This is a genomic window from Streptomyces scabiei 87.22 (genome assembly GCF_000091305.1).
GTDB classification, from domain to species: Bacteria; Actinomycetota; Actinomycetes; order Streptomycetales; family Streptomycetaceae; genus Streptomyces; species Streptomyces scabiei.
This window is the reverse complement of sequence record NC_013929.1, coordinates 9,986,262-10,010,765: the sequence shown is the minus strand read 5'-3', so window position 1 is coordinate 10,010,765 and position 24,504 is coordinate 9,986,262. Positions and strand designations below refer to the sequence as shown.

At 70.2% G+C, this 24,504-nt stretch carries 22 protein-coding genes and 1 pseudogene; 15 read left to right on the top strand and 8 right to left on the bottom strand.

The window, feature by feature from the left end:
- Nucleotides 1-32: 32 nt before the first annotated feature.
- The 3 genes from SCAB_RS42930 to SCAB_RS42925 all read right to left on the bottom strand — a co-directional run bounded on the left by SCAB_RS42930 (nt 33) and on the right by SCAB_RS42925 (nt 3,421).
- On the bottom strand, nt 33-1,247 hold the full coding sequence (locus SCAB_RS42930; RefSeq protein ID WP_013006347.1) for a PLP-dependent cysteine synthase family protein: 1,215 nt from the start codon (nt 1,245-1,247) through the stop codon (nt 33-35).
- Between the two features lie 758 nt (nt 1,248-2,005).
- Complete coding sequence (locus tag SCAB_RS49510) at nt 2,006-2,443, bottom strand: DUF6153 family protein (protein WP_369122738.1); 438 nt, start codon at nt 2,441-2,443, stop codon at nt 2,006-2,008.
- A gap of 570 nt (nt 2,444-3,013) precedes the next feature.
- Nucleotides 3,014-3,421, bottom strand: a complete 408-nt coding sequence (locus tag SCAB_RS42925; RefSeq protein WP_013006344.1) for a RidA family protein — start codon at nt 3,419-3,421, stop codon at nt 3,014-3,016.
- 145 nt (nt 3,422-3,566) lie between these two features.
- On the opposite strand from SCAB_RS42925, the gene SCAB_RS42920 reads away from it, so the two are divergent.
- From SCAB_RS42920 to SCAB_RS42905, 4 genes are all read left to right on the top strand, one after another.
- Entirely contained in the window at nt 3,567-3,944 is a 378-nt protein-coding gene (locus tag SCAB_RS42920; RefSeq protein ID WP_037729042.1) for a winged helix-turn-helix transcriptional regulator, read from the top strand.
- A 277-nt stretch (nt 3,945-4,221) separates the two neighbouring features.
- Nucleotides 4,222-4,884 carry a GNAT family N-acetyltransferase gene (locus SCAB_RS42915; RefSeq protein ID WP_013006342.1) on the top strand — a complete coding sequence of 221 codons (663 nt, stop codon included), beginning with the start codon at nt 4,222-4,224 and terminating at the stop codon, nt 4,882-4,884.
- Between the two features lie 535 nt (nt 4,885-5,419).
- Complete coding sequence (locus SCAB_RS42910) at nt 5,420-6,025, top strand: lytic polysaccharide monooxygenase auxiliary activity family 9 protein (protein ID WP_013006341.1); 606 nt, start codon at nt 5,420-5,422, stop codon at nt 6,023-6,025.
- 386 nt (nt 6,026-6,411) lie between these two features.
- A complete protein-coding gene (locus tag SCAB_RS42905; protein ID WP_013006340.1) occupies nt 6,412-7,239 on the top strand; it encodes a maleylpyruvate isomerase family mycothiol-dependent enzyme in 828 nt (275 codons plus the stop codon).
- 159 nt (nt 7,240-7,398) lie between these two features.
- On the opposite strand, the gene SCAB_RS42900 is transcribed toward SCAB_RS42905, so the two are convergent.
- Entirely contained in the window at nt 7,399-8,124 is a 726-nt protein-coding gene (locus SCAB_RS42900) for a ferritin-like domain-containing protein (protein ID WP_041670222.1), read from the bottom strand.
- Between the two features lie 210 nt (nt 8,125-8,334).
- On the opposite strand from SCAB_RS42900, the gene SCAB_RS42895 reads away from it, so the two are divergent.
- Together SCAB_RS42895 and SCAB_RS42890 are read left to right on the top strand one after the other, a co-directional pair.
- The gene (locus SCAB_RS42895; protein WP_231885204.1) at nt 8,335-9,063 is read left to right on the top strand and encodes a hypothetical protein; all 729 of its coding nucleotides are present in this window, start codon (nt 8,335-8,337) and stop codon (nt 9,061-9,063) included.
- Between the two features lie 406 nt (nt 9,064-9,469).
- On the top strand, nt 9,470-11,230 hold the full coding sequence (locus tag SCAB_RS42890) for a S8 family peptidase (RefSeq protein WP_013006337.1): 1,761 nt from the start codon (nt 9,470-9,472) through the stop codon (nt 11,228-11,230).
- A gap of 249 nt (nt 11,231-11,479) precedes the next feature.
- Here the strand turns inward: SCAB_RS42890 and SCAB_RS42885 are convergent, their stop codons facing one another.
- The gene (locus tag SCAB_RS42885) at nt 11,480-12,154 is read right to left on the bottom strand and encodes an SDR family NAD(P)-dependent oxidoreductase (protein WP_013006336.1); all 675 of its coding nucleotides are present in this window, start codon (nt 12,152-12,154) and stop codon (nt 11,480-11,482) included.
- Nucleotides 12,155-12,281: 127 nt separating this feature from the next.
- Between SCAB_RS42885 and SCAB_RS42880 the strand changes: the two genes are divergently transcribed.
- Together SCAB_RS42880 and SCAB_RS42875 are read left to right on the top strand one after the other, a co-directional pair.
- Nucleotides 12,282-12,995 carry a TetR/AcrR family transcriptional regulator gene (locus SCAB_RS42880; protein WP_013006335.1) on the top strand — a complete coding sequence of 238 codons (714 nt, stop codon included), beginning with the start codon at nt 12,282-12,284 and terminating at the stop codon, nt 12,993-12,995.
- A gap of 615 nt (nt 12,996-13,610) precedes the next feature.
- Nucleotides 13,611-14,588, top strand: coding sequence for a phage baseplate protein (locus SCAB_RS42875; protein ID WP_013006334.1), 978 nt, complete (start codon nt 13,611-13,613; stop codon nt 14,586-14,588).
- A gap of 53 nt (nt 14,589-14,641) precedes the next feature.
- On the opposite strand, the gene SCAB_RS42870 is transcribed toward SCAB_RS42875, so the two are convergent.
- Complete coding sequence (locus SCAB_RS42870) at nt 14,642-15,811, bottom strand: DUF418 domain-containing protein (RefSeq protein WP_013006333.1); 1,170 nt, start codon at nt 15,809-15,811, stop codon at nt 14,642-14,644.
- 354 nt (nt 15,812-16,165) lie between these two features.
- On the opposite strand from SCAB_RS42870, the gene SCAB_RS42865 reads away from it, so the two are divergent.
- Complete coding sequence (locus SCAB_RS42865; protein ID WP_013006332.1) at nt 16,166-17,581, top strand: M1 family metallopeptidase; 1,416 nt, start codon at nt 16,166-16,168, stop codon at nt 17,579-17,581.
- A gap of 370 nt (nt 17,582-17,951) precedes the next feature.
- A complete protein-coding gene (locus SCAB_RS42860) occupies nt 17,952-18,992 on the top strand; it encodes a PP2C family protein-serine/threonine phosphatase (RefSeq protein WP_013006331.1) in 1,041 nt (346 codons plus the stop codon).
- Between the two features lie 89 nt (nt 18,993-19,081).
- Here SCAB_RS42860 and SCAB_RS42855 read toward each other — a convergent pair whose 3' ends face one another.
- Nucleotides 19,082-19,522 carry a DUF6069 family protein gene (locus tag SCAB_RS42855; RefSeq protein ID WP_013006330.1) on the bottom strand — a complete coding sequence of 147 codons (441 nt, stop codon included), beginning with the start codon at nt 19,520-19,522 and terminating at the stop codon, nt 19,082-19,084.
- A gap of 295 nt (nt 19,523-19,817) precedes the next feature.
- Here SCAB_RS42855 and SCAB_RS42850 point away from each other — a divergent pair, with 295 nt between their 5' ends.
- A complete protein-coding gene (locus SCAB_RS42850) occupies nt 19,818-20,327 on the top strand; it encodes a MarR family winged helix-turn-helix transcriptional regulator (protein WP_037729027.1) in 510 nt (169 codons plus the stop codon).
- 17 nt (nt 20,328-20,344) lie between these two features.
- Here the strand turns inward: SCAB_RS42850 and SCAB_RS42845 are convergent, their stop codons facing one another.
- Nucleotides 20,345-21,013 carry a Type 1 glutamine amidotransferase-like domain-containing protein gene (locus SCAB_RS42845; RefSeq protein WP_013006328.1) on the bottom strand — a complete coding sequence of 223 codons (669 nt, stop codon included), beginning with the start codon at nt 21,011-21,013 and terminating at the stop codon, nt 20,345-20,347.
- Between the two features lie 237 nt (nt 21,014-21,250).
- Between SCAB_RS42845 and SCAB_RS42840 the strand changes: the two genes are divergently transcribed.
- The 4 genes and pseudogenes from SCAB_RS42840 to SCAB_RS42825 all read left to right on the top strand — a co-directional run bounded on the left by SCAB_RS42840 (nt 21,251) and on the right by SCAB_RS42825 (nt 24,458).
- On the top strand, nt 21,251-21,907 hold the full coding sequence (locus SCAB_RS42840; RefSeq protein ID WP_041670221.1) for a hypothetical protein: 657 nt from the start codon (nt 21,251-21,253) through the stop codon (nt 21,905-21,907).
- A gap of 253 nt (nt 21,908-22,160) precedes the next feature.
- The gene (locus SCAB_RS42835; RefSeq protein ID WP_013006326.1) at nt 22,161-22,904 is read left to right on the top strand and encodes a DUF1775 domain-containing protein; all 744 of its coding nucleotides are present in this window, start codon (nt 22,161-22,163) and stop codon (nt 22,902-22,904) included.
- A gap of 130 nt (nt 22,905-23,034) precedes the next feature.
- Nucleotides 23,035-23,700 (top strand): annotated as a pseudogene (locus SCAB_RS42830) (GlxA family transcriptional regulator); the annotation flags it as partial.
- Complete coding sequence (locus SCAB_RS42825) at nt 23,697-24,458, top strand: DJ-1/PfpI family protein (protein ID WP_013006324.1); 762 nt, start codon at nt 23,697-23,699, stop codon at nt 24,456-24,458. The pseudogene SCAB_RS42830 and the gene SCAB_RS42825, both read left to right, overlap by 4 nt.
- Nucleotides 24,459-24,504 lie beyond the last annotated feature (46 nt).

The following is a 24,504-nucleotide window of genomic DNA, read 5'->3' as shown; positions in this document are numbered from 1 at the left end:
TTCGTAGGAACGAACCTGGGTGATGATCGACCTCACCGGTTCCCCTCCGCGAGCACATCGCCGCCGTCGAGCCGTGCATCGGTATCGCTGTCCGCGGACGCGTCGGCTCGGCCTTCGTCCGCGTCGGGCCGACCGGCCCTGTCGGGCCGTGCCTGCGCGCCCGCCAGGGTGAGCGGGTCGATGACGTTCTCGCACCGCGTCCAGCGTGTGATCTCCTTCTCGTCCAGGCGGCCGACGACCTCCGGTTCGGGTGCGGGCGGGGCGTCGAGCAGTCCGTGAGCGGCGCAGTAGTCGTCGTCGTAGACCGTCCCGAGATAGCGCTGCGGCCCGTCGGGGAAGATCGCCGCGATCCGGCTGTCGGCGGGCAGAGTGCGGGCCAGCCAACCGGCGACCATCGCCACCGCACCGACGCTCCAGCCGCCGGTGGCGTAGTGCGAGGCAGCCAGTCGGCGGCAGTTCCACACTGCCTCCGCCGGGGCGACCCAGTGCACCTCACTGAAGTTGTCGTACGCGACGTTACGGGGGTAGATGCTGGAGCCCAGGCCCCGCATCAGACGGGGACGGGCAGGCTGGCCGAAGATCGTCGAGCCGATGGTGTCGACGCCGACCAGCTTGAGGTCCGGGTAGAGCTGCTGAAGTACGCGGGAGACCCCCGCGGAGTGTCCGCCGGTGCCGACACTGCACACCAGCACGTCGATATGGCCGAGCTCCGTGGCCAGTTCGAGGGCGAGCGGGGTGTACGCGGTGGTGTTGTCGGGGTTGTTGTACTGATCGGGGCACCACGAGCCGGGATGCTGCTCCATCAGCCGGCCGACCCGGTCACGGCGGGCCTGCTGCCAGCCCCCGGTGGGGTGTGGTTCGGAGACGAGATTGACCTGGGCCCCGTACGCGGTCAGCAGCCGGGTCATGGACATCTCCAGACCCGGGTCGGTGACCAGCGTGACCGGGTGCCCGTAGACCATCCCGGCCAGGGCGAGCCCCAGGCCGAGGGTGCCGCTGGTCGACTCGATGATCCTGGCACCCGGCTGAAGTTCCCCGCGGGCGCGGGCGCGCTCGACCATGTGCAGGCCCGGACGGTCCTTGATGCCACCGGGATTGAAGCCTTCCAGCTTCGCCCAGAAGCCTCGGTCCGACTCGGTGAAGGGCTGGGAGACGTGGAGGAGCGGGGTGTTGCCCACGAGTCCCCGTAGGGCGGAACCGGAACCGGAGCCGGCGGGGGTGAGGTCACTCTTGGTCATGGAGTGCATGTTGTCTTCGCTCTCGAATCGGTAGGGATGCGTGCGGATGCTCGTCTCGCGCCTTGGCGGTCGATGCGCGGCGGGGCGGCCGAAGCCGGCCCGCCCGGTGGCTCCTATAGGCGCCACCTGCAGATGACCGGGAGCGCGGACCGGCCGCCGCTCACCAACGGTCGTGGAACGGCGCCGGGGAGTTGGCCCATGGAAGCCGCTGCGTCGTCCGCCGGCGACAGCACTGCGAGGGTGCACGGTGGGACCCGAGGAGACGACTGCGTGAAGACGGCCTTCCAGCGGCGTGCGTCGTGACAGCGATCGAGGGGCTCGGACGGGTCATGAACCGCACCGTCGGAGCCCTCAGCAGGCAGCAGGGCATCAGTCGACGCAGCGACCGAGCGAGCGCGCGACTCCAGCGCCCCGCGGTGATCACCTGGGCACGTCAGAAGGGCGAACAGCAGTGCGTACACGGCTAGTTGGGCGAGTCGGCTTCTCCGTAGCGAACGCAGGCATGGGATATCGACAGGAAAGAGGGCAGGGGTGGGCGGCACAGGTCCTCCGCGCGGCGGTCACTGCCCGTGGGGGGACTCTCCCGGTCGGGGCGGTGATCGGTGGGGGTGAGGGAACGGAGCAGTCGACCGTCGCTGCGTCACGCTGTGGGGCGGTGTGCGCGCGAGGTCAGACGCCATGGAGCGGTCGCCGGGACAAGACGTGACACGGCCGTGGGCCGAGTCCACAAGTGCCGGGAAGGGGCGACCGGTTCGGAACGCGTTGCCCTAGATGCGAAGGATCGCGGAGTCCGCCGTCCGCGTTCTCGGTACAGCCGAGTCGCGTGCCGCGGTGGCGAGCCGGGCAGGCGCGGAGCCCGGCTCATCGTCGCCGCTCACCGAGCCCAGCGGGGACAGACAGGGCACCGCCACAGCGGGGCTCTGGGAGGGCTGCCCGACCGCACAGGTTTCGCCTGCGTGCGGCTGCCCGTGCCCGTCGTTATGGCCTTGCGACTCCCCTGCCGACTGCCGTGACGTGGCACTCGCAACGTCTTCGAGTGTCACAGTTGGCTCGAAATGCCCACTGGGTGCCACGACGCCCTTGCCGGAAGCGAGGTGACTCACTGTCGCGTCAGGGCTGACGGCGTGCGTATACAGCAGGCCGAAGAGGAACAGACCCAGCCCCAGCACGCGCACCAGAGCCGCTGATGAGCGGCTCCTCGGCATACGAGAAGGGGTCCAGGCCGTAATCACGTCGTGATCCTAACCCGGTCGCCGGGCGTCGGCGGCCACCTCGGCGGAACAACGCGTGAACCCAGCCACATGACAGCTCAGCAGTACCGAGGCGGCACCAACTACCCTGCGCAGTTACGGACTTCAGTGTTCGCAAACGCCCGGTCCCGTGCTGCCGGTCCGAAGCACGGGGGCCGGTGCGGCCGGGTGGCAGTCTGCGCCGCCCGGCCGCACCACCGGAACAGGGGGCGACGCTGCCCGGCCCGTGCGGGCGATCTCACGCCGCACGCCGCATGTGACGCGCTACCGGGTGGATCACTGGTCCGGCATGGGTCGCGGCCTCACTGCCGGTCGGGGATGGCACCGCTGCCACGCGCGCTCCGAGGCGAACGGCCCGTGCTTCGCCACGGCGCTGTTTCTCATGCGCGGCCGAGCCGGGAACGCGGGGTTCTGACAGCTTTCCGGATCTCGATGCTTCTCGGTCGACGACTTCGCCGGACGCCCCCCTCATGGTCGCCGCCGGGGTTGGTGCCCGTTTCGGCGTTCAGACGTGCAGGAAGGCGTTCAGCTCAGCATCGCTATGGCTTCGATTTCCACCAGGTGGTCGGGTACGTCCAGTGCCGCAACGCCCAGCAGCGTGGCCGGCGGGGCCGGGGTGACGCCCAGCTTCGCGGATGCCCGACGGATGCCCTCCAGGAGCTGCGGCATCTTGTCGGGGGTCCAGTCGACGACGTGGACCGTCAGTTTCGCCACATCGTCGAAGGAGCCGTCGACCTCGGCCAAGGCGGTGGCGATGTTGAGGTAGCACTGCTCCACCTGGGCGGGGAGATCGCCTTCGCCCACCGTGGCCCCTTCGGCGTCCCAGGCGACCTGCCCGGCGATGAAGACCAGTTTCGTTCCCGTCGCGACCGCCACCTGCCGGTAGACGTCGATCTTGGGCAATCCGCTGGGGTTCACCAGTGTGATGGCCATGCTGCCTGCCTCCTCGTCAAGGGTGCCCGTGGGCTCGGCGCCACCGGACCAGGGGCACTTTGGTCTCTTGTGGTTACTCAGGCACCGTAGGAGAGTGACTGCTGAGGTGGAAGTACGCACTTTTCAGTGACTGGAGTACCTGACGGTGACCAAGCAGTTCACGGGCTCGCCCGACGAAGCGGATCTTCGGCGCGCGGACTCTCTGGCGCGGGAGATCTTTTCGGATGTTGCCAACAAATGGGCACTTTTGATCATCGAGGCCCTGGGAGAGCACACCCTGCGCTTCGGCGAGCTGCGGAACGAGATCCAGGGCATCAGCCACAAGATGCTCACCCAGAACCTCCGTATGCTCGAGCGCAACGGCTTGGTCGAGCGGACGGTGCACCCGGTCGTGCCGCCCCGGGTCGAGTACACCCTCACCGAGCCGGGCCAGGCCCTGCGGGTGACCATCGACGGCCTGTGCGACTGGACCCACCGATACCTCGGTCACATCGAGACGTCCCGCCACCGCTTCGACGCCTGAGGCGGACGGCTGCGTCGCTCGCCCGGGGCCCGGGGCGGGACGCCGCGTCGGGGCCACGGCCCCTCCCGCGGATACTGCATCGCATGTGGGTGTCATCGGCAGCGCCGCAGGTCCCCACGCAGCGGTTCGCACCGGCTGTTCCGCCGGCTGCGGCGATGCCCTGGGCCACCCCCCGGCAGCCGCCCGGGAGTTCGGCGCTTTCCCTCACCGGGTAGCTTGGGCGGCACACGCCCGGTACGTGCGGCCGGACACACCAGGACCAGGACAGCGGGGTTCCATGATTCGGTCGCTCCTACGGCGTCGCCGGGCGGCCTCGGCTCTCCCGGTCCCGGGCGTCTGCACCCCTGGCCGACACGCCCTGGCCACCCCGCACCTGCTGCTCTATACCCCGGTGACCAAGCTCGACGCGTTGGCGGCCGCCGCCGCCGACCCCGAGGCCCAACGCCGGCACGGGAACCAGATGGACCAACTCGTACCGGACCCCGACGTCAGACAGGCCCTGCTGCGCCTGGGCCCCGTCGGCGCCACCCCCCGCTGGTTCACCAAAGCCAACCCCGAACTGGCCGAGCCTTTCACACCCGACCCCGAGACACCCGAGTTCATGGTCTGCGTACACCGCCCTACCGGCCGCTACGCCGGCCACCTCGAAATCCACCGCGACACTCGAGAGATGGGCGGCACCCTCGCCCCCGACCACCGAGGCCGGGGCCTCGGAGCCGAACTGTTCCTGGCGGGCGCGAAGTTCGCCCATGATCACGCCGGTCTCCCGACGGTACGGGCGGGCACGGCGACGACGAACCGCGCGTGCCGCGGCGCCCTGGAACGCGCCGGATTCGTCCCGGCACCCGGCCCTGACCGCTACACCCTGCCGGACGGCCGTGCGCTGGACACCGTCTGGTACCAGCACGAGGACGCGGCATCGACGTGCACGAGGCACTGAAGCAGGCCGTCACCTCGCCCCTTCTCCGTGGATCATGACGCACCCGGGCCACCCACCACTCGATCGCAAGCTTGAGCACCGTTCACAAGGCCGGGTCCTCAGCGGACAGGGCCGAACGTCAGGCAGGACGAACCGGACTGTGCTGGAGTCGTCGAAGGAAGTCCGGCGCCACGGCAACGCCTCCTACCTGCACGGCTGTTTGAAGGCTGCCCACTTGCCCCCGTCTCATCGAGCACGGCGTACGCCCGGTCCCCGGCGAGCCCTCGTTCCGTGACCACCACGGAGGTCTCGGTCTCCCCCAGCGTTGGCCTCACCGGACCCGTACAGCGCTGTTGCAGTCTCAATACGTCCTGCTCGCCGCCCATCCCCGTAATCAACACCGTCCACTTCATTGACATCTCACTCAGAAGTCCTGACGCTGGGAGCGCTCCCATAGCAGCTATGCCACTGGAAGGAGTCCCCCCACATGCGCAAGAAAAGTCCGTTAGCCGGGCGTTCGCAGGCGCCCGCCCGCCGGTCTCTCCAGGCGCTCGTCATGCTGTTCGCCGTGGTCGTCGGCGCCCTCGCCTGGTCGACCCCCGCCCAGGCCCACGGCACCGTCGTCGGCCCCGCCACCCGCGCGTACCAGTGCTGGAAGACGTGGGGCAGCAACCACACGAACCCGGCCATGCAGACCCAGGACCCCATGTGCTGGCAGGCCTTCCAGGCCAACGCCGACACCATGTGGAACTGGATGAGCGCGCTCCGGGACGGCCTCGGAGGCCAGTTCCAGGCGCGGACCCCCGACGGGACGCTCTGCAGCAACAACCTGTCGCGGAACGCCAGCCTGGACAAACCCGGAGCGTGGAAGACCACCACCATCGGCAGCAACTTCTCGGTCCAGCTGTACGACCAGGCGTCGCACGGTGCCGACTACTTCAAGGTCTACGTGAGCAAGCAGGGCTTCAACCCCAAGACCCAGACCCTGGGCTGGAGCAATCTCGACTTCATCACGCAGACCGGCCGCTTCGCCCCGGCACAGAACATCACGTTCCCCGTCCGGACCTCCGGCTACACCGGACACCACATCGTGTTCGTGATCTGGCAGGCCTCGCACCTCGACCAGGCCTACATGTGGTGCAGCGACGTGAACTTCGGCTGAGCCGCGCAGCAACCCCCACGGCACCGGCCTGTGCCGGGCGCCGGTGACCCGTCGGGATCCCGGCGGTCGTCGCCCGGCCGAACACCGAGCCCCGTCGAGACAAGGGCCCCATGTGGTCACCCTGCCCCGACGGGGCTTCCCGCGTTCCTCACTTGAGCCGTCGTCCACCAGCCGTCGTCCACCGTCGAAGACAGAATCCGGACAGCGCCGGCAGCGTGCACCGGGCCTCTCGGCACCGTGCCGTCCCCGATTCCTTTCAGGACAACCCAGTTGGGTGCCTGTCCAGACAATTGGGGCCCTCGCCCCTTGCCCCGGACCGGTGGGTCTGGTTCTGTACGGCGCTACACATGCGTGATCGACGAAGGACACGAGGAGAAGCGAGCTGCGTGGACCGGGAACCACAGACGACTACCAGGGACTCCCTGCCGGAAGGGCTCGGTCAGGCGATACGGGAGACCGCCACTGCCATCGCCGCGCTCCTGGACGGCGCGAGGGACACGACCGCACCCGTACCGGGGTTGGAGTGGACCGTCGGTGAGACGGCCGCCCATCTTGCCTTGGCCAACGGCTTGATGGCCGAGCTCGCGTCCGGCCAGGAACGCGTCTACGGAGACGGGACGCCGCAGAGTCTCGCGGCGGCCAACGCACAGAGTCTCGTCGAGTTCCCCGAGCGCGCGGCGGAACCGCTGGCCGAGATGATCGTGGAACAGGCCGACATGTTCCTGGACGCGGTGGACCGAACCGGGACGGACGGGACCGCGGGCCGGACCCTCCTGACCCCGCTCGGTTCCATGGACCAGGACGTTCTCGCCTCGTACCTGCTGACCCACATGCTGGGTCACGGTTACGATCTCGCCCGCGGGCTGCGTCGACCGCACATGATCAACGCCAGGCGGGTCGGGTTGTGCCTGCCGTTCCTGCAGACGGCGATGCCCCGCGTCGCCGTCGCCTCCGCGTCGCTGACGGCCCGTTACACCCTGCGCGTCCGGGGCGGCTCGACGTTCGGCGTCACGTTCACCGGAGGGACGGTCGAGGTCGGTCCAGGCGCGCCGGAGCGGTCGGACTGCACCATCCAGATCGAGCCGGTCGCCTTCCTCCTCATCGCGCTGGGACGTCTGGGCCCCTGGCAGGCGATGGCACGCGGCGCTGTGCTGGCCTGGGGCCGCAAACCCTGGCTCGCCCCCGGCTTCCCCAGTCTGTTCAACGCACCCTGACCAGGGCGTTCTCGGCAGGCCCGGCGCTGAGAGTCGCCGTGGCCCGGCTCAGCTCTGCAGGGCGTCCACGAGTGCCTTCAGCTCCTGCGTGTTCAGCGTGAGTTCCACGGCTCCGGCGGAGTCGGTGATGGAGGCCGGGCGACTGGCTCCGGGCTGGGATCAGAGGATGCCCTCGAAGCCGGCGCTCCCGAGGATCGCCGCGATCACCGGACCGCTCGACCTCAGGACGTCCGCCACGAAGCGTCCTCGCCCGACCCCGAGCCCGCGCAGGGCCCGCCCGTGATCGGCGGCTACGACGAGTGCCGCGCCGAGGAGCATGACCTGCCAGCCCGCCAGCAGGGGGCGCCGGGCCGCGCGCGGCAGCTCCGCGACCGACGCGCGCAGCCGCGCGCAGTGGAACGGCACGTGCCGCTCCTCGTCCGCCAGGATGCGGCCGGCGACCTCCGACGTCAGCGGATCGTCGGACCCGTCACGCAGTGCCCGGTAGTACCGCAGGGCCACCACCTCCGCGACCATCAGGAGCAGCAACTCCGTCCGCAGCCCCGGCACGCGGCGCAGCCGCGCGAAGGCCGTGTCGCTCCAGTGCCCGGCCTGCTTGGTCGCCCCGCCCGCGTCGAGCAGCAGAGCGAGGAGCCTCGCATGGTTCTTCTCCTCGGCGACGAACAGCCGCAGCGCCGCCGCGTACTCCGGATCACCCGCCTCGTCCGCCTTGTCGAACAGGGCCGAGCTGTCGCCGTCCTCGCCGGCCTGGAATCGCTGGATGCTCGCCCGCACCGCCGGAGGCAGCGAGGCACCCACCTCCCAGCATGGGTCGGGCCGGGCTGCGCGGCGGTCCCGTTCGGTCTCGAAGTGACGGGCCCATTCCGCGAATCCCGATGCGCTCATGCTTCTCTCTTCCATGCGCCACCTCGCCCGGACGGGCGGGGTACCCCCGGGCGTGGTGACGCGGTGGGAGATGGCACAGTTCCCGTCCGTTCGCCGGGCGGGGTCCGGGAGTTGCAGAACAGGGACAACTCGGTGCAACCGTCCCCCAGCCGTCCGCGTCTCCGCTCCTGCCCAGCGGGATGCGGGGCCACAGTGCGACAGGAGTGACAAGTGAACCGATCCAGGGGATGGGCGAGACGGGTGTCCCAGGTGACCGCCGCGGGGCTGGTCGCGGGACTGGTCGTGGCCTGCGGGCCGAAGGACTCGGCCGCGGGAGAAGCGGCCGTGAGCGGGAAGCCGGGCAAGACGTCGAAGCCGGCGACCGCCGCACCGACCAAGACGCCCGGCGGTCCTGCGAAGACCCCCGGCTCCTCCACCAAGCCCCCGTCCCCGAAGCCGAGCGGCACGGCAGGCGGCGAAGCCAAGGCCCTGACCTGCGATCAGTTGCGGAACGCGTCTCTGGACGGCGGAGGGCTGGAGGGCTACGGCATCTCGGGAGCCGCCCTCAGCGCAGGACGCTGGGAGGGCGCGGACGGCGTCGTGATCGAGTTGCAGCCGCAGTGCGCGATCGGTGACATCACCGGGGACAGCGCGCCCGACGCCGTGGGAGCCCTGAAGATCTCGACCGGCGGCACCGGGAAGTTCTACACGCTGGTGACCTGGCGCAACGACGGCGGAACTCCCGTGCCCGCGGCCGCCGCCGAGCTCGGCGACCGTACGCCGGTGGTCTCCATCGACTTCCCGTCCAGCGGGCCGGCACGACAGGTGACCGTCGTCTACCGGACGCGCGGCGATGACGATCCGGCGGCCGTCGTCACCCTCACCCGTACTGCCGTGTACAAGGTCAGCGAGCCCAACATGGTGGAACTCCACCACAGCGACGCCCCGTACACCCCGTAGCCGACCGCACCTGGCACGCACAGGTTTCACCAGCACACCGTTCCGCTTTTCCTGGCGGCCTCTGATGCCGTACCTGCCGAGCGGCAGCGTGCGGGAGCGACCGGAGAGGGCTGGTGACCGAGCATGAGGTGCGGACGGACAGGGCGCCGCCTACGGCCATTGGGGCGCGGGCGCGTTCGGTGTCGCAGGGGTCCTGTGGACCCAGACCTCTGCACTCCTGGAGTACGTCACTTTTCAGCCATGCAGCGTCCCTGCACGGAAAGGTACTTCCGCGCAGGGGCATGCACCTGACATTTTGCTTCCACCATTCGTTTCGTACGGCCCGGCCTGTGCCCTCGGCACGGCCGGGCCGTCTCCGGAGGACGCATTGATACCCCACATATCCAGCCGCACCAGACGCACCCTGGTGCTGGCGGCCACGCTCGGCACCGTCCTCGCGCTCGGCGCCCCGGGCGCCCTCGCGGGCACGCTCCCCGTCGTCCCCTCCACCGCGCCGGCCCCCAAGGCCCCCGCCCCGGCCGCCAAGTCCGCTTCCCAGAGCGCGGCCTGGGTGGCCGGCACGCGTGCCTACCTCGTGATCACCGCCCCCGGTGACAACGCTGCGGTCCGCTCCGCGATCGCGGCCAACGGCGGCACCGTCTTCTCCGACTTCGCCGCCATCGGCGTGATCGTCGCCCACTCCGCGTCCAGCGGATTCGCCGCCACCATGCGCGGCGTCACCGGCGTACAGCAGGTCGGCGCCACGCGGACCTCGGACGTCCCGGCCGACGCGTACAACCCGGCGCTCCCCGCCAACCCGTCGCAGTCCTCGACGCCGGCCGGAGAGCCGGTCCGGGCCGACATGAGCCAGATCAAGGCCGACCAGGCCTGGGCCGTCAACCCGGGCTCCGCCTCCGTCACGGTGGGCATCCTGGACACCGGTGTGGACGACCAGCACCAGGACCTGGCGCCCAACTTCGACGCGGCCGACTCCGTCTCCTGCGCCTACGGCAAACCCGACACCCGTACCGGCGCCTGGCGGGACGTCGACACGCACGGCACCCACGTGGCGGGCACCGTCGCCGCGGCCAAGAACGGCAAGGGCGTCGTCGGCGTGGCTCCCGGGGTGAAGATCGCCGCGGTCAGGGTCGCCGAGCCGGGCAACTCCTTCTTCTTCGCCGAGAACACCATCTGCGGGTTCGTCTGGGCGGGTGACCACGGCTTCAAGGTCACCAACAACAGCTATTACACGGACCCGTGGCAGTTCAACTGCCCGGACAACATCGACCAGGCCGCCATCATCGAGGGCGTCAAGCGCGCCCAGGAGTACGCCGAGAGCAAGGGCTCCCTCCAGGTCGCCGCGGCGGGCAACGAGAACTACGACCTCGCCCACAAGACGACCGACTCCGCGAGCCCGAACGACTCGACGCCGGTCACCCGCACCATCACCAACGCCTGCCTCGACATCCCGACCGAGCTGCCGGGCGTGGTCACGGTCGCGGCCAACGGCACCGGCGTCACCAAGGCCTCGTTCTCCAACTTCGGGCAGGGCGTCATCGACGTCGCGGCGCCGGGCAGCAACGTGTACTCCACCGTCCCCGGCGGCGGTTACGGCAGCAAGAGCGGCACCTCGATGGCCACCCCGCACGTCGTCGGCGTGGCGGCACTCCTCGCCAGCGCCAACCCGGGCATCACCCCGGCGCAACTCCGCGCGAAGCTGGCCACGCAGGCCAACGACATCGCCTGCCCCTCGGACAGCCGCTGCACGGGCACGACGGCCAACAACGCGTTCTTCGGCGAGGGACAGGTCGACGCCCTCAAGGCCGTCGGGGCCACCCCGCCGCCCGGCGCGTACTTCGAGAACCTCACGGACGTCGCCGTCAACGACAACGCGACCGTGGAGAGCTCGATCGCCGTGACCGGCGTGACCGGCAACGCCCCGGCCACGCTCAAGGTGGGTGTGGACATCAAGCACACCTACATCGGTGATCTGAAGGTCGACCTGGTGGCGCCGGACGGCACCGTCTACACGCTGCACAACCGCACCGGCGGCAGCGCGGACAACATCGCCCAGACGTACACCGTGAACGCCTCCTCGGAGGTCGCGAACGGCACCTGGAAACTGCGCGTCAACGACAACGCCTCCTCCGACACGGGCAAGATCGACGCCTGGAACCTGACCTTCTAGCGCGGGACCCGGCAACGGCCTGTTCGGCCACCGCTGCGAACTGCCGGGGCGACAGAGGCATATGAGTCAGGGCATGGTGGCCCCGACCGCGGCGTACGCCGTGGTCGGGGCCACCATGTTTCGGAGGTGCCGGTTCGCACCGGCCGCGGATGTAGCGGGCCGGGCCGGTTCCGTGCCGGGGTCATCGAGCATGCGTGGATGGCGATGTGCGCGGCGCAGACGCAGGGTGCGCGGAGTGGCCGGCGGGCCTCAGAGGCTGAAGACGAGTTCGGCCTGGTCGCGCTTGGTGGTGTGCAGGTCCCAGTAGACCGGGGAGATCTCCTCGGGCTGGGCGGTCGGGAATCCGGGGATCGCAGGCGTGCCGATCGACACGTTGATGGCGACGTGCGCGGCCTGGACACCGGTGCCGTCCAGCTCCTTGTGCAGGTTGATCACCCAGTTGCGCAGCGCCGCGGCTGCGGCGTTGACGTTGGCGATCTGCGGCACGGGGTCGACGGAGCCGGCGCCGGTGGTGAAGAGCAGGGTGCCCGCGCGGGCCTCGCGCATGGCGGGCAGTACCGCTCGGGTGGCGGCGATGGCTCCGTAGAGCTGGAAGTCCATCTCGTGCTGCACGTCGGCCGGTTCGGTCGCGGCCGGTGTGGTCATGACGGTCTGGAGGCCGCCGACCGGGGAGTACTCAAGGACATCGATGCCGCCGAAATGCGCGGCCGCGTCCTTGAGCGCCTGGGTGAGCGCGGTCCGGTCGAGGACGTCGGCGGGGAACGCGGCAGCGCCGATCCCCTCGGCGGCGAGCACATCGGCCAGCTGCCGGAGCTTGTCCTGGCTGCGGGCGATCAGTGCGACGTCGTAGCCCTGAGTGCCGTACGTGCGGGCGATGGCGAGGCCGAGCTGGGGGCCGGCGCCGACGATGACGATGGTGGGCATGGGAGAGCCTTTCGGACGCAGAGATGGAAAGGGCTATCCGTTTTCTTTCCGGAAGGCCCTATCCGTTTCGTCGTTCACCGTAACACGGGAACTGGATAAGGCATTCCGGTTTGCTACGCTGATCTGTATGAGCCCCCGAGGTCCCCACCCCGATGCCGACGTCGGCACGGCCGATTCCGCAGGTCAGTCCAAGCGCAGCGACGCGGAGCGCAACCGGGGACGGATCATCGCCGCCGCACGCACGGTCTTCGGGCGCGACGGGCTCAACGCGTCGATGGCCTCGGTCGCACGGGAGGCCGGAGTGGGGATCGCCACCCTCTTCCGCCACTTCCCCCGCAAGGAGGACCTCGTCGCCGCGGTCTTCACCGACCGCATGAAGGCGTACGTACAGGCCACCGCCGAGGCCCTGGCCGACCCCGACCCGTGGCACGGCTTCACCGGCTACATCCAGGACGTCTGCGCGATGCAGGCCGCCGATCGCGGCTTCGCCGACGTCCTGACCATGAGCTTCCCCGGTGTCCCGGAACTGGAGCAGTACCACGCCCGGGCGTACGAGGGCTTCCTCGAACTCATCGACCGCGCCAAGAGCAGCGGGCACCTGCGCGAGGACTTCAGCAGCCGGGACCTCGTGCTGCTGCTGATGGCCAACGCCGGAGTGCTCAGCGCCACCGGCGACGCCGCTCCGGATGCCTGGCGCCGCCTGGTGGCGTGGATGATCCAGTCCTTCCAGGCCCCGGCCCGCGGACAGTTGCCGGACCCGCCGGAGGACGCAGCGCTGTACGAGGCCATGCGCCGTGCCAGCCATGGCGTCACCGCTCCCGAGACCGGGAAGCGACGCTGAACCAGGGCCGTGGGCGCAGCAGTGCGCTGCTGTTCCAGCGCTCCGGGGGTCGGGTCACGGTGGCTCAGGCGCGTATCGCCCCTGTGCGCCGGTCACGTGCTTCCGGCGCCGCGTGACAGCCCCTTGGCGGCGGGCGTGCTCCTGCCTACTCAGGAGACATGGATGGATTCGCCGTCTTCATCATCGTCGTCGCCGTCGTCTGGACGATCTGGGAGATCTCGCGGCCTCTTGCTCCCGACGCATGCCGTACGTGCCGCGGCAGGGGGCGCACGCCGGATTGGAATCGGGATCACATGGAGGACAGGATGCGGTGCACGTGGGTGCGGTGTCGTAGCTGTCGAGGCTCGGGGAAGGTATGAGAGCAGGTCGAAGGGCGTCGAGGTCTGCCAACCGTTCGTTCCGCACCCCGTCCTCGTCGCGACCCGTCTGATGGGACAGCGCCTCGTCTCGGAGGCGACGTCGGGATCGGTCACAAGCAACCTTGCCGTCGCGGGGAGTTGTGCCTGTCCGGTGCCGCAGTTGTGACGGAGCCCGCCCGATCCGGATGGGGGTCGGCCAGGGGAGATAGCATCACGCACTTCTGCCCTCTCCCCCACCAGGCTCTGGAGTCCCCCCATGAACCACACCCCCGGTCTCCCCTTCTCCCGCCGCGGCCTCATACGCACCGGCGCCGGCGCCTCGCTCGCCGCGCTGGGGCTCGCCGCCGGCGCGCAGACGGCTTCCGCGGCGGTGGCCACCACCAAGCGGTTCGATCTCACGGAGCCGTCGTACGACCTGTTCCGTTCCAAGGACACACACGGTGCGCGGGTCCAGCAGAGCTTCGCCTTCGACTGGGTGAACAAGTTCCTCTTCGTGGCGACCAAGCGGAGTGACAGCCCCGAGTCCGCCGGTGACCTGTGCATCAACAAGATGGACTTCGACGGCAATTACATCTCGTACATGCACCTCAACGGCTTCGGTCACGGAGTCGCCTTCGCCGCGCTGCCGAGCGGTTCCGGCACCGAGCTGTGGATCGAATGCGCCGCGAACACCAGCGGATACGGCACCGCGCTCACCCCGGTCACGTACGCCGCCGGCACCACACTGGGCTCACCGGCCGCGTCGGCCGCCTACCGGCCGATCGCGGGAGCCACCGAGTACACCTGCTCCGCCGACCCGGTCTACCAGCGCATGATCGTGCGGTACCACACCAGTTCGGGCAAGCGCATCGCCGTGTACCCCCTCTCCGCCTTCGCGACGGGCAACTTCGGCTCGCCTCTGGTCGACTTCAAGCAGCCGACGATCTCCGGCACACCGCAGGGCTACACGTTGTACGGCTCGTACATGTACTACCTGACGGGTGACGCATACCCCGGCGACGGTACTCCCATCGGTGACGGCAACACCTATGTCACCAGCATCGACGTCAACACCGGCACCGTGAAGCAGGGGCCTGTCCTCACCAAGGCCGGCTCCACCCTGCACCATCGCGAGCCCGAGGGCCTGGCGATCTACCGCACCGACGCCGGTGAGGCCCGCCTCTTCATCGGTTTCGCCACCGGGGTGGAGGGTGACCGGCGTTCCAGCATCTTCTACAAGAACGCGCTGATCTGAGCCGTCACTCCGTGCCAGGCCCCCACCCGGGCCTCCCGGCGTGGGGGCCGAGGTCAGCGGCGCATCCGGGGGCGCTCCGCGTTCGTGAGGGCCCGGAGTACCCATTCGGCCGGGCCGTACCGGTACCGCGCCATCCAGCGTCGGCTCAGCCACAGTTGGAGCGCGAAGACACCGACGGCGACGAGCGGCACGATCGCGGGCGGCGTGTCTCCGGCCAGCCCGAGCCCCACTCCGGTGAAGAGCAACACGCCCAGCAGGGACTGACCGAGATAGTTCGACAGTGCCATCTGGCCGGTCGGCGCGAGCACCCGTGCCAGGCGGGCGCCGCGCGGGGTGGCGAACACCCGTAGCAGGGTCGCCACATAGGCGCCGACCAGCAGGGGCGCCGTCACGATGCTCACCGCCAGCCCGGCCAGGCCGACCGTGCCACCGCCGATCGCGAAGACCAGCGCGCCCGCGAGCCCGACCGGGTATCCGACCCGTTCCAGCCGACGCAGCGCGCCCGTGTGCCGGCCCGTCCCGTCGGCGAGCGACTGGCGCCGGCCCGCGGCCAGCCCCACGAGGAACGCGGCGAACGCGAGCGGGCCCTGCACGGCAAGACTGCCGGCCATCGTCGGCAGCGAGCGGACGTGCTCGCCGATCACCGAACCCAGGCCGCCGGCCAGCGCGTCGGTCGACGCGCGACCGTCGGCGAGCGCGGCGCCCTGGTCGGAGACCAGTTCGACCCCGGCCAGAGCAGCCACGGCCATCCCTGCCGCCATGGCGCCGGTGATCGCCGCCGCGGTGATGAGCGCGGTCCTCGGCTGGATGCGGCGCACGGCGAGCAGGACAAGTCCGAGCAGGGCGTAGGTGGTCAGGATGTCGCCGTGGAACAGCAGCACCGCGTGCAGGCCGCCGAGCACGAAGAGTCCGCCGAGCCGACGGAGGAACCGTGCGGTGAAGTTCGCGCCGGCCCTGCCCGCGGCGGCCAGCTGCAAGGTGAAGCTGTATCCGAACAGGAACGAGAACAGCAGGTAGAACTTCATCTCGAACAGCAACCGGACCCCGAACTCGGCGGTGTCGTCCAGCCACGAGTCATGGGCTGGATCGGCGACGAGGTGGAACGGGTAGCCGGAGGCGAAGAAGGCGAGGTTCACGACGAGGATCCCGAACAGCGCGAACCCGCGCAGCGCGTCGACATCCAGTAACCGGGTGGGGGTGCGCGGTGGCAGCGTTTCCGTCATGCAAGAACGCTAGGAACGGTGGGAGCGTGGCACGAGCCAGTGCTCCCGAGGATCCGTGCTGGGGCTGGCCCCACCGACCAGGGCGGGGCCAGCCCCATCGCTCGGGGGTCGACCGGCCTCCGCTACCGATGCGCGCGTCGACGCACTGTCACATGAACCTTCGACCGGGAGACCTGACTGGAGGTCGGGCTCCGCCACCGGTTCCGTCACGTGAGCCACAGCAGGACGTGCAACACCGACGCCCCCCAGCGGCCCGGACCGGCCCACAGACTTGACCCGGACCTGGTGCCACCGGGACCGGCCGTTGCATAGCCTGAGGCTCGCATGATCACACCACCCCCCTGGAGAGCACCCGTGACCCCATCCCCTCGGCGCTCCGCCGTCCTCGGCCGCCCCACCATCGCCTTCACCGTCCCTGCCGTCGTTGCGGCCCTGCTCACCGCGGCCGGACCCGCCACGGCGGCCGAACACGCGGGCACCCCGGGCGTCGGCGACCCCTACTTCCCCCTCGCCGGCAACGGCGGTTACCACGTCGCGCACTACGGCCTGACGCTCGGTTACGACCCGACGAGCGGGAAGCTCACCGGGAAAGCGGTCCTCACCGCGCGCGCCACCCAGCGCCTGACCCGCTTCGACCTCGACCTCAAGGGCCTCAAGATCACCGGCCTGACGGTCGACCGGTCCAGAGCGGCGTACAGACGCAGCGGACAGGAACTCGTCATCACACCTCGGCACGCCCTGCACAAGGGGCAGAAGTTCCGCGTCGCCGTCACCTATCAGGGCAAGCCCGGCCCGGTCACCGACCCCGACGGCTCCCTCGACGGCTGGATCCCCACGAAGGACGGTGTGTTCGTCGCCGGCGAGCCGCAGGGCGCCATGACCTGGTTCCCGGCCAACAACCATCCGCTCGACAAGTCGTCGTACGACATCACGATCACCGTGCCCGAGGGACGCACCGCCGTCTCCAACGGCGTCCTGCTCGGGAAGAGCACCCGCAAGGGCAAGACCACCTTCCGCTGGCGGCAGAAAGAACCCATGGCCGCCTACCTCACCACCGCCACCATCGGAAAGTTCAAGGTCAAGCAGTACACGACCCACGACGGAATCAAGGTCTACGACGCCGTCGACCCGCGCCTCGCGAAGGCCGCCGCACCGGTCCTGAAGCAGCTGCCGAAGGTGCTGGAGTGGGGAAGCAAGGTGTTCGGGCCCTACCCGTACCGCGCCGCCGGCTCCATAGTCGACCACGCCCCCAACGTCGGCTACGCCCTGGAGACGCAGACACGGCCCGTCTACAGCAGCGCCCCCGACCTCAACACCCTCGTCCACGAGAGCGCCCACCAGTGGTTCGGCGACTCCGTCACCCTCACCTCCTGGAAGGACATCTGGCTCAACGAGGGCTTCGCCGGTTACGCCGAATGGCTCTACGCCGAGCAGCACGGCGGCACCAGCGCCCAGCGGACCTTCGACGACCTGTACGCCACTCCCGCACGTGACGCCCTGTGGGCGTTCCCGCCCGGCAATCCCGGCAGCGGTGCCAAGATCTTCGACCGCCCCGTCTACGACCGTGGCGCCATGACCCTGCACGCCCTGCGCACCGCGGTCGGGGACCGTGTCTTCTTCCGCGTCCTGCGCACCTGGGCCACGGAGCAGCGTCACGGACACGGCACCACCGCCCAGTTCCAGAAGCTCGCGGAACAGCTCTCCGGGAAGAAGCTCGGTCCGTTGTTCGACAAGTGGCTCTACACCCAGGGGAAGCCCAGCACCCCCTGACCCGGTGACCCCTCGCTCGCCCCGGCGCCGGCCGCATCGGCTCGGTGCCCGGGTGGCGAGCGCCGGAGCCGCCGCCCTGGGCTCGGCAGCCCGTGAGGAGCACCAAACGATCTCAGTGCTCCGGTCCGGGGCCGACCCTGCCGAACGGCCTCGCCAGACCCCCCGTCCCGCTGTACGGCAGCTCGCCGACGCGCTCCGCCCGGGTGGGGCCCGGTACTGGGATCATGGCAGCAACCCGGCATGAACATGCATTCCCGCCTGGCTCGATATCCCCTTTGTTGTAGTTACGATTGATTTCGTGCCTACTTTGAGGCGACAGCGACGCGGGCGTCCACACGGTGACCGATGGGACGCTGTCCGGCTGTCACCGGTGATCCTCACCCTCCTCATCGGCGCGCTGGCGTTCGCGACACCGAGAGGCATCGCCATCAGCCGCCTCCTGCCTGCCGCGCCCGCCCTGGCCGCCTCGATGTGGCCGGTGCTCCCGACGGTCCTGCTGGGTGCGTTCTGCGCGCTGATCATGCTGGGCCTCGGTCTCGTCTACAGCGACCTGGGGACTCCCTACACGGCGGCCGCGATCGCCGCCGTCACCCTGGCGGCCGCCTACGCGAGCCACGTCCGGCTCCGTCGGGAGGAGGCCCTCCTCCAGATCCGGCTCGTGGCCGACACCGCCCAGCAAGTCCTGTTCCGACCGCTGCCGAGCCGCCTCGGGGACATCGAGATCGAATCGCTGTACGTCGCGGCGCAGGCCCAGGCCCGGATCGGCGGCGACTTCTACGAGGCGGCCGAGACACCGCACGGCGTCCGGCTGCTCCTGGGAGACGTACGGGGCAAGGGTCTCTCCGCCGTGGGGGCGGCCTCGGCGCTGATCAGCTGCTTCCGAGAGGCCGCGCACGACGAACCGGACCTGACGAGCGTCATCCGGCGCCTGGAGATCAGCATCGGCCGCCACAGCGCCGCCCACCCCTCCCAGGATCTTCCGGAGCGCTTCGCCACCGCCCTGCTCGCCGAGATTCCGCGCGGCGGCGGCCACGTCACACTCCTCAACTGCGGGCACCCGCCTCCGCTTCTCGTGCACCGGGGCGAGACGCGCGTCCTGGAGCCCAGCGAACCCTCGCCACCGCTCAACCTCGCGGCACTCGTCCAGGACAACTACCGCACCGACACCGTGCCCTTCGCCCCGGGCGACGAACTCCTGCTCTACACCGACGGCGTGACGGAGACCCGGGATCACGCCGGCGAGTTCTTCCCGTTGCAGGACTGGATGCGCCGACAGGACCCCGTATCACCCCACGGACTGCTCGACCGACTCCATCAGGACCTCCTCCTCTTCAGCGGCGGCAGACTGGACGACGACATCGCGGCCCTCGCCGTGCGCTACCCGAAGCCCGGCCATCTGGACCTGGACTGACGTGGAGACCGGCCTACACGGTGGTACGGGTCCCTCGGGTGCCGTACCACCGTGGTGAAAAGTTTCGCTCCCCCGAGAGGGACGCATGGTCAGGTCCGGTCGGCGGGAAGGGGAAGGAGCCGCCGGAAGGCGGGGACTGCGACGGCGGCGACCACGACGTGCATGACCATCAGGGCGAGCGCGGCCCCCCAACTGCTGCCGGGCTGGCTCTGCGTGGCCCCGACCATGATGTCCGGGATCAGACTGACGATCACGACGACAGGGACGAGGACGCGCAGCAGCCGAGCCGGACGGGCCGCGCGTGCGCGGATGATCGCCCAGGCGGCAGCGGCTGCCAGGACACCGAACACGGTGAAGGGCGCGTAGGCGGACACCTGGAGGGGCTGGAACTCCTGCGAGGCGCCGGCGGCGTGGGCTGCCGCGGCGACAACGGCGTTGAGGGCGATCGCGACCACCGCGGTGCCGATCAGACCGCCGGTCACGACGAGACCACGAGGGCGGGCCGGGCTGGTGGCGAGGTGCTGGCTCATGGCGTTCTCCGGATCGGGTGTGGGGTGGGGACGAGGAGTGGACCGGGTCGGCCGACGACGACGGGCCTCGGAACGACGGCTCACGGCGACCGTGAGAGCGGCGGCCTCCATGCCGCGACGTCAGGGTGGCCGACGGCGTCGCTCATGGTCAGGGCTTCGACCCGGGCCACAGCCTGATGCCACCCGACTAATCACTTCAAGGTTTAACTGAAAAGTAGACCCCAGTGACTTCAAGCGTCAAGTGATGATGAGGTTGATTCATTTCAAGCGTGAAGCACCGGTTACATTGGAGGGCATGACGAACCCCCCGGCCGACGAGGCGCCGCACTGGCTGGACGAGGAGGAGCGCCGCGCCTGGCTCGGCCTGGTCGGCATCATGCGACGCCTGGAACACACGCTCGACGCGCAGCTACGTGAAGTAGGGCTGACGCACTTCGAGTACGGCGTGATGGCGGCGCTGTCGGAGTCACCGCGACGGGAACTGCGCATGAGCGACCTCGCCGCGTGCGCCGAGGGCTCGCTCTCGCGCCTGTCTCAGGTGGTGGCCCGTCTGGAACGCAAGGGCTACGTCCACCGCCGCCCCGATCCGGCCGACGGCCGCTACACTCTCGCCACGCTCACCGACGAGGGGCACCAGAAGATGCTCGACGCTGCTCCTGAACACGTCGCACTGGTGCGTCGGCTGGTGTTCGACCCGTTGACCAGAACACAGGTCAAACAGCTCACCCAGGTCAGCCGGCGCATCCTGCACGCCATCGCGCCGGGCGAGGGTCACGGCGACCTCCGCCGCGACCCCACCGGCTGACCCCCCGACGGATCGCGTCAGGGATGGAACCGCCACCGGCCTTCGGAAACGACATCCGCCTTGCCGTCTCGGACGCGTACGGCCGTCTCGTCGTCGAGGAAGTAGATCGGGAAGTCGGCCCGCTCGGCGATGCGATCGGCCCAGGCATCGTCCCGGTGGGGGAAATCGGATGAGTAGAGGTGAGGCTTGAGGTACCAGTCGAAGAGACCGAACGGGGGCTCCACGGTCGTCGCGCCGAGCGCGTGGAGGTCGGCGGTGTCCCCGATGACGTCGGCGGAGTGTTCGGTGAGATGACGGCTGAAGATCATTGATCCGGCACTGAACCCCACGTAGACCCGGCTCCGGAGCGCCTCCAGAAAGCCATCGGCCAGGCCGTTTCCGGTGATGCTGCGCGCGAGATGGTACTGGTTGCCGCCCGCACAGTAGATGACGTCGGCGTGGAGCAGCCGGTCGAGCACGGTCTGCCGGGGCAGCCCGTTCAGCTCAAGGACGTCGAACTCCCGCCAGCCGAGGCCGTGCACGCGGTTCATGTCCGCGAGCAGCCACCCATGGTCCCCGGACTCGGCGACGGACGCCGTGGGAACGTAGACGACGTTCGCCGATCCGAACGGCCTGCCCAGCATCTCCCTGAGTGCCTCCCGCAGCGTCTCGTTGCGCAGGCCACTCGCCGTCAACAGAAAGTCCATCGGGCGAGCCAAGCACGACTCACGGGGCCACGCAACGGACTTCAGGGGCCACCGGCACCGCTGCCTCGGCCGACCGTACGCACCGGCCGGCTCGACCGTGGCGATCACCACCGATGGTCGCCGAGTTCACGGCTGTCGCTGTGGTGTGGATCACCATGGCCGAATTGAGTGGCACTCCGGGGGAAGTTCCGTACCATTCCGTGACGCGTGAGACCCGGACTGTGAGGATGAGGCGTCATGACTGCAGGGTGGTGTTCTCGCACGCTCAGGGCCGCTGTGTTCGCGGCCGTCTGCGTGCTGCTCGCCGCCCTGGGACACGTGACGATGTCGGGAACCACGGTTCCGTGGTGGGCCATGGCCGCGGGGTCGGTGACGGCCGGCGGGACAGGCTGGCTGCTGGCCCGCCGGGAGCGCGGGCCGGTCCTGGTCGGATCCTGCGTGGTCGCGGCCCAAGCCGTGCTGCACCTGTCGTTCTCGCTCGCGCAGGCCCTCGTCCCTCTCCGGGCATCGGGCGAGGCGACCTCCTTGGCGTCCATGGCTCACGGGACGAGTGCGACGCACTCCATGGGGTCCATGGAGCACGCCGGGATCGTGCATTCCCTGCACCACGGCACGGGTGGCATGCCGTGGGCCGGCATGCTCGTCGCCCACCTGCTGGCCGCGTTGCTGTGCGGGCTGTGGCTCGCCCTCGGTGAGCGTGCCGCGTTCCGCGTCCTGCGGGCCTGCGCCGCACGGCTCGTCGCTCCGCTGCTGCTGATCCTCCGGCCCCCCACGCCGCCGTGCCGGCCGCGCGTCCGTGCCGAGCGAGCGCGTTCGGACCGCATGCCGCGGCGGCTCCTGCTCGCCCACGCCCTCACGTCCCGGGGTCCGCCCACGGGGACCGCTGTCGCCTGACGACAGCCGATCACCCGGGGCCGCTCAGGGAGACGACGAGCCGTCGACTCCTCGCCCCGGGCTCGGTCTTCGCCCATCGCGCCCGGCCGTCCATCTCGTCGAGCCTCGGTTCCGCCGTGCTCGTGCTGCTCCGCGACCGCCGCCCCGCACACAGGTGCTCCGCACGTGTGCATCGGGGAGACGCCAGGCGCTCACCCCTGCCCTGTCAGGGACTCGACGCAGTCTCCGCACCATCGAAACTTGGGAGTTCCCCATGCACCGCTCGCACCTGGTACGCAACCTGCGCCTCGTCGGCGCCCTCTCCGCAGCCGCGTTCGCGGTCACCGTCGCCGCCGCGGGCCCGGCCGCGGCCCACGCCGAAGTCGAGGCGGACGGCGCCCGCGCCCTGGGCCAGAATGTCGAACTGACCTTCTCCGCCGAGTCGGAGTCCGCCTCGGCCGGCATCACCAAGCTGGAGGTGATCCTGCCCAAGGGCATCACCGCGCAGGACCTCACGTACGGGGAAGGCCCCGAGAACTGGAAGTTCGCTCCCACCGACCGGGGTTACACCGTGTCGGGGCCGAAGCTCGCGGTGGGCGAGGACGTCGAGTACGTCGTGACCGTCCGGCAACTGCCGGACGCGAAGGCGCTGGTCTTCAAGACCCTGCAGAGCTACAGCGACGGCAAGGTCGACCGCTGGATCGAACTGGACGACGCGGCGGAGGGCGACGGACACGGGCACGGGCATCCCGCGCCCCGACTGGAGCTCAAGGCCGCCGCGCCCGGCGCGAAGCCCGTGAGCCCCAGCCCCACGGCGGAACCGACGACCGCCGCTCCCACGACGGCCACCCCCGCCGACGAGCCCACGGCCGAGAAGACGTCGGCACAGCCGGCGGCGGCCGACACGAAGGACGACGACGGCATGCCGATGTCCGTCCCCCTGGGCATCGGTGCCGCGGTGCTCGTACTCGGCGGCGGCGCGTGGTGGCTGAGGAGCCGCCGCGGCGGCTCCGCGTGAGCCCGGAAGCGGTCACCACGCCTTGCACCTCTCCCCCGGGGTGCAAGGCGGCAAGTCCCCCGGCCGTCACGGCCGGGGGCCTCGGAAGCCGGCGGCGTGAGGTGCCGCCGCCGAGTGCGGGCGATCTACCTACGTGCTGGCCGCTGCCGGGCTGCTGGACCACCGACGGGTGACGACCCACTGGGGTTAGGCGGATCGGCTCGCCGAGCGCCATCCTGCCGTGGCCGTGGACGCCGCTCCCCTCTACGTCCGCGACGGCAACGTCTACACCTCGGCCGGTGTCACCAGTGCCCTCGACCTGACACTCGCCCTGATCGAGGACGACCACGGCCCGACGCCGGCCCGCGCCGTCGCGCGCGAACTCGTCACGCATCTGCACCGGCCCGCCGACCAGGCCCAGATATCCATGTTCCTGGCCGCCCCGCCGCCGGAGGACCGGCTGGTGCGGGACCTGATGGGCCATATCGCCGGAAACCTGGCCGGGGACCTCACCCCCGGAGCCCTGGCCGACCGGGCGGGGATCAGCTCCCGGCACCTCACCCGCCTGTTCACGGCGCACCTCGGGACGACTCCGGCGCGGGCCGTACGTGCGGCGCGCGCCGAAGCCGCCGCGCACCTGGCGCGCTCCAGCGGACTGCCCATGGCGGCGATCGCCCGCCGTTGCGGCTTCGCGTCGCCGGAGACGCTGCGGCAGGCGTTCCTCCACCACTACGGAGTCACCGGGGACATGATGCGCAGGATGCCGGACATCCCGCCCCCACGCGTCCCGCCCGGGCAGCAGACTCCCCTTCCATGAGCGACTCGACGACACGCAGAAACGTCCTCCGCGGGACCCTGGCCACCGCCGCGCTCGCGGCCACCGCCACGGCCGACCCGGCGCACGGGGCTCCGGCCGGCGGCGGAACCGGCCCGCACATCGGCATCCTGCTCTACGACGGCTACAGCCTGCTGGACCCCACCGGCCCGGCCGAGATCCTGTCCCGTCTCCCTGACGCCACCGTGACGATGATCGCCGAACGGCGGGGGCCCGTCCGTACGGACACGGCTGACGTGGCCGTGCTCGCCGAGCGGTCCCTCGCCGAGGTCGACCGGCTCGACGTCCTGCTGGTGCCCGGGGCCGGCAACCGCGGCACGGTCGAAGCGATGAACAACCAGGCACTGCTGCGCTGGATCCGTGAGATGCACCGTCACACCCGGTGGACGACCTCCGTGTGCACCGGCAGCATCGTCCTCGCGGCGGCCGGACTGCTGACCGGCCGCAGGGCGACCACCTACTGGGCCTCCGCGGACTACCTCCGGTCCACCTTCGACGTCACCTACCTGCCGCAGCGCTACGTACGGTCTGGAAAGATCATCACCTCGGCCGGCGTGTCGGCGGGCGTGGACATGTCCCTGTATCTCGCGTCCCTGATCGCGGACGACGACACCGCGAAGGCGATCCAACTCGCCGTCGAGTACGACCCGCAACCCCCCTTCGACTCCGGTGACGCCGCGGCCGCCAGTCCCCGGCTGAAGGAGCGGGCGCTGCGGTTGCTCGCTGCGTCCCAGGTGTAGGCGAGCCTGCTTCCGGTGCCCGTGAGCCGCTTCCCGCACCTGTGCG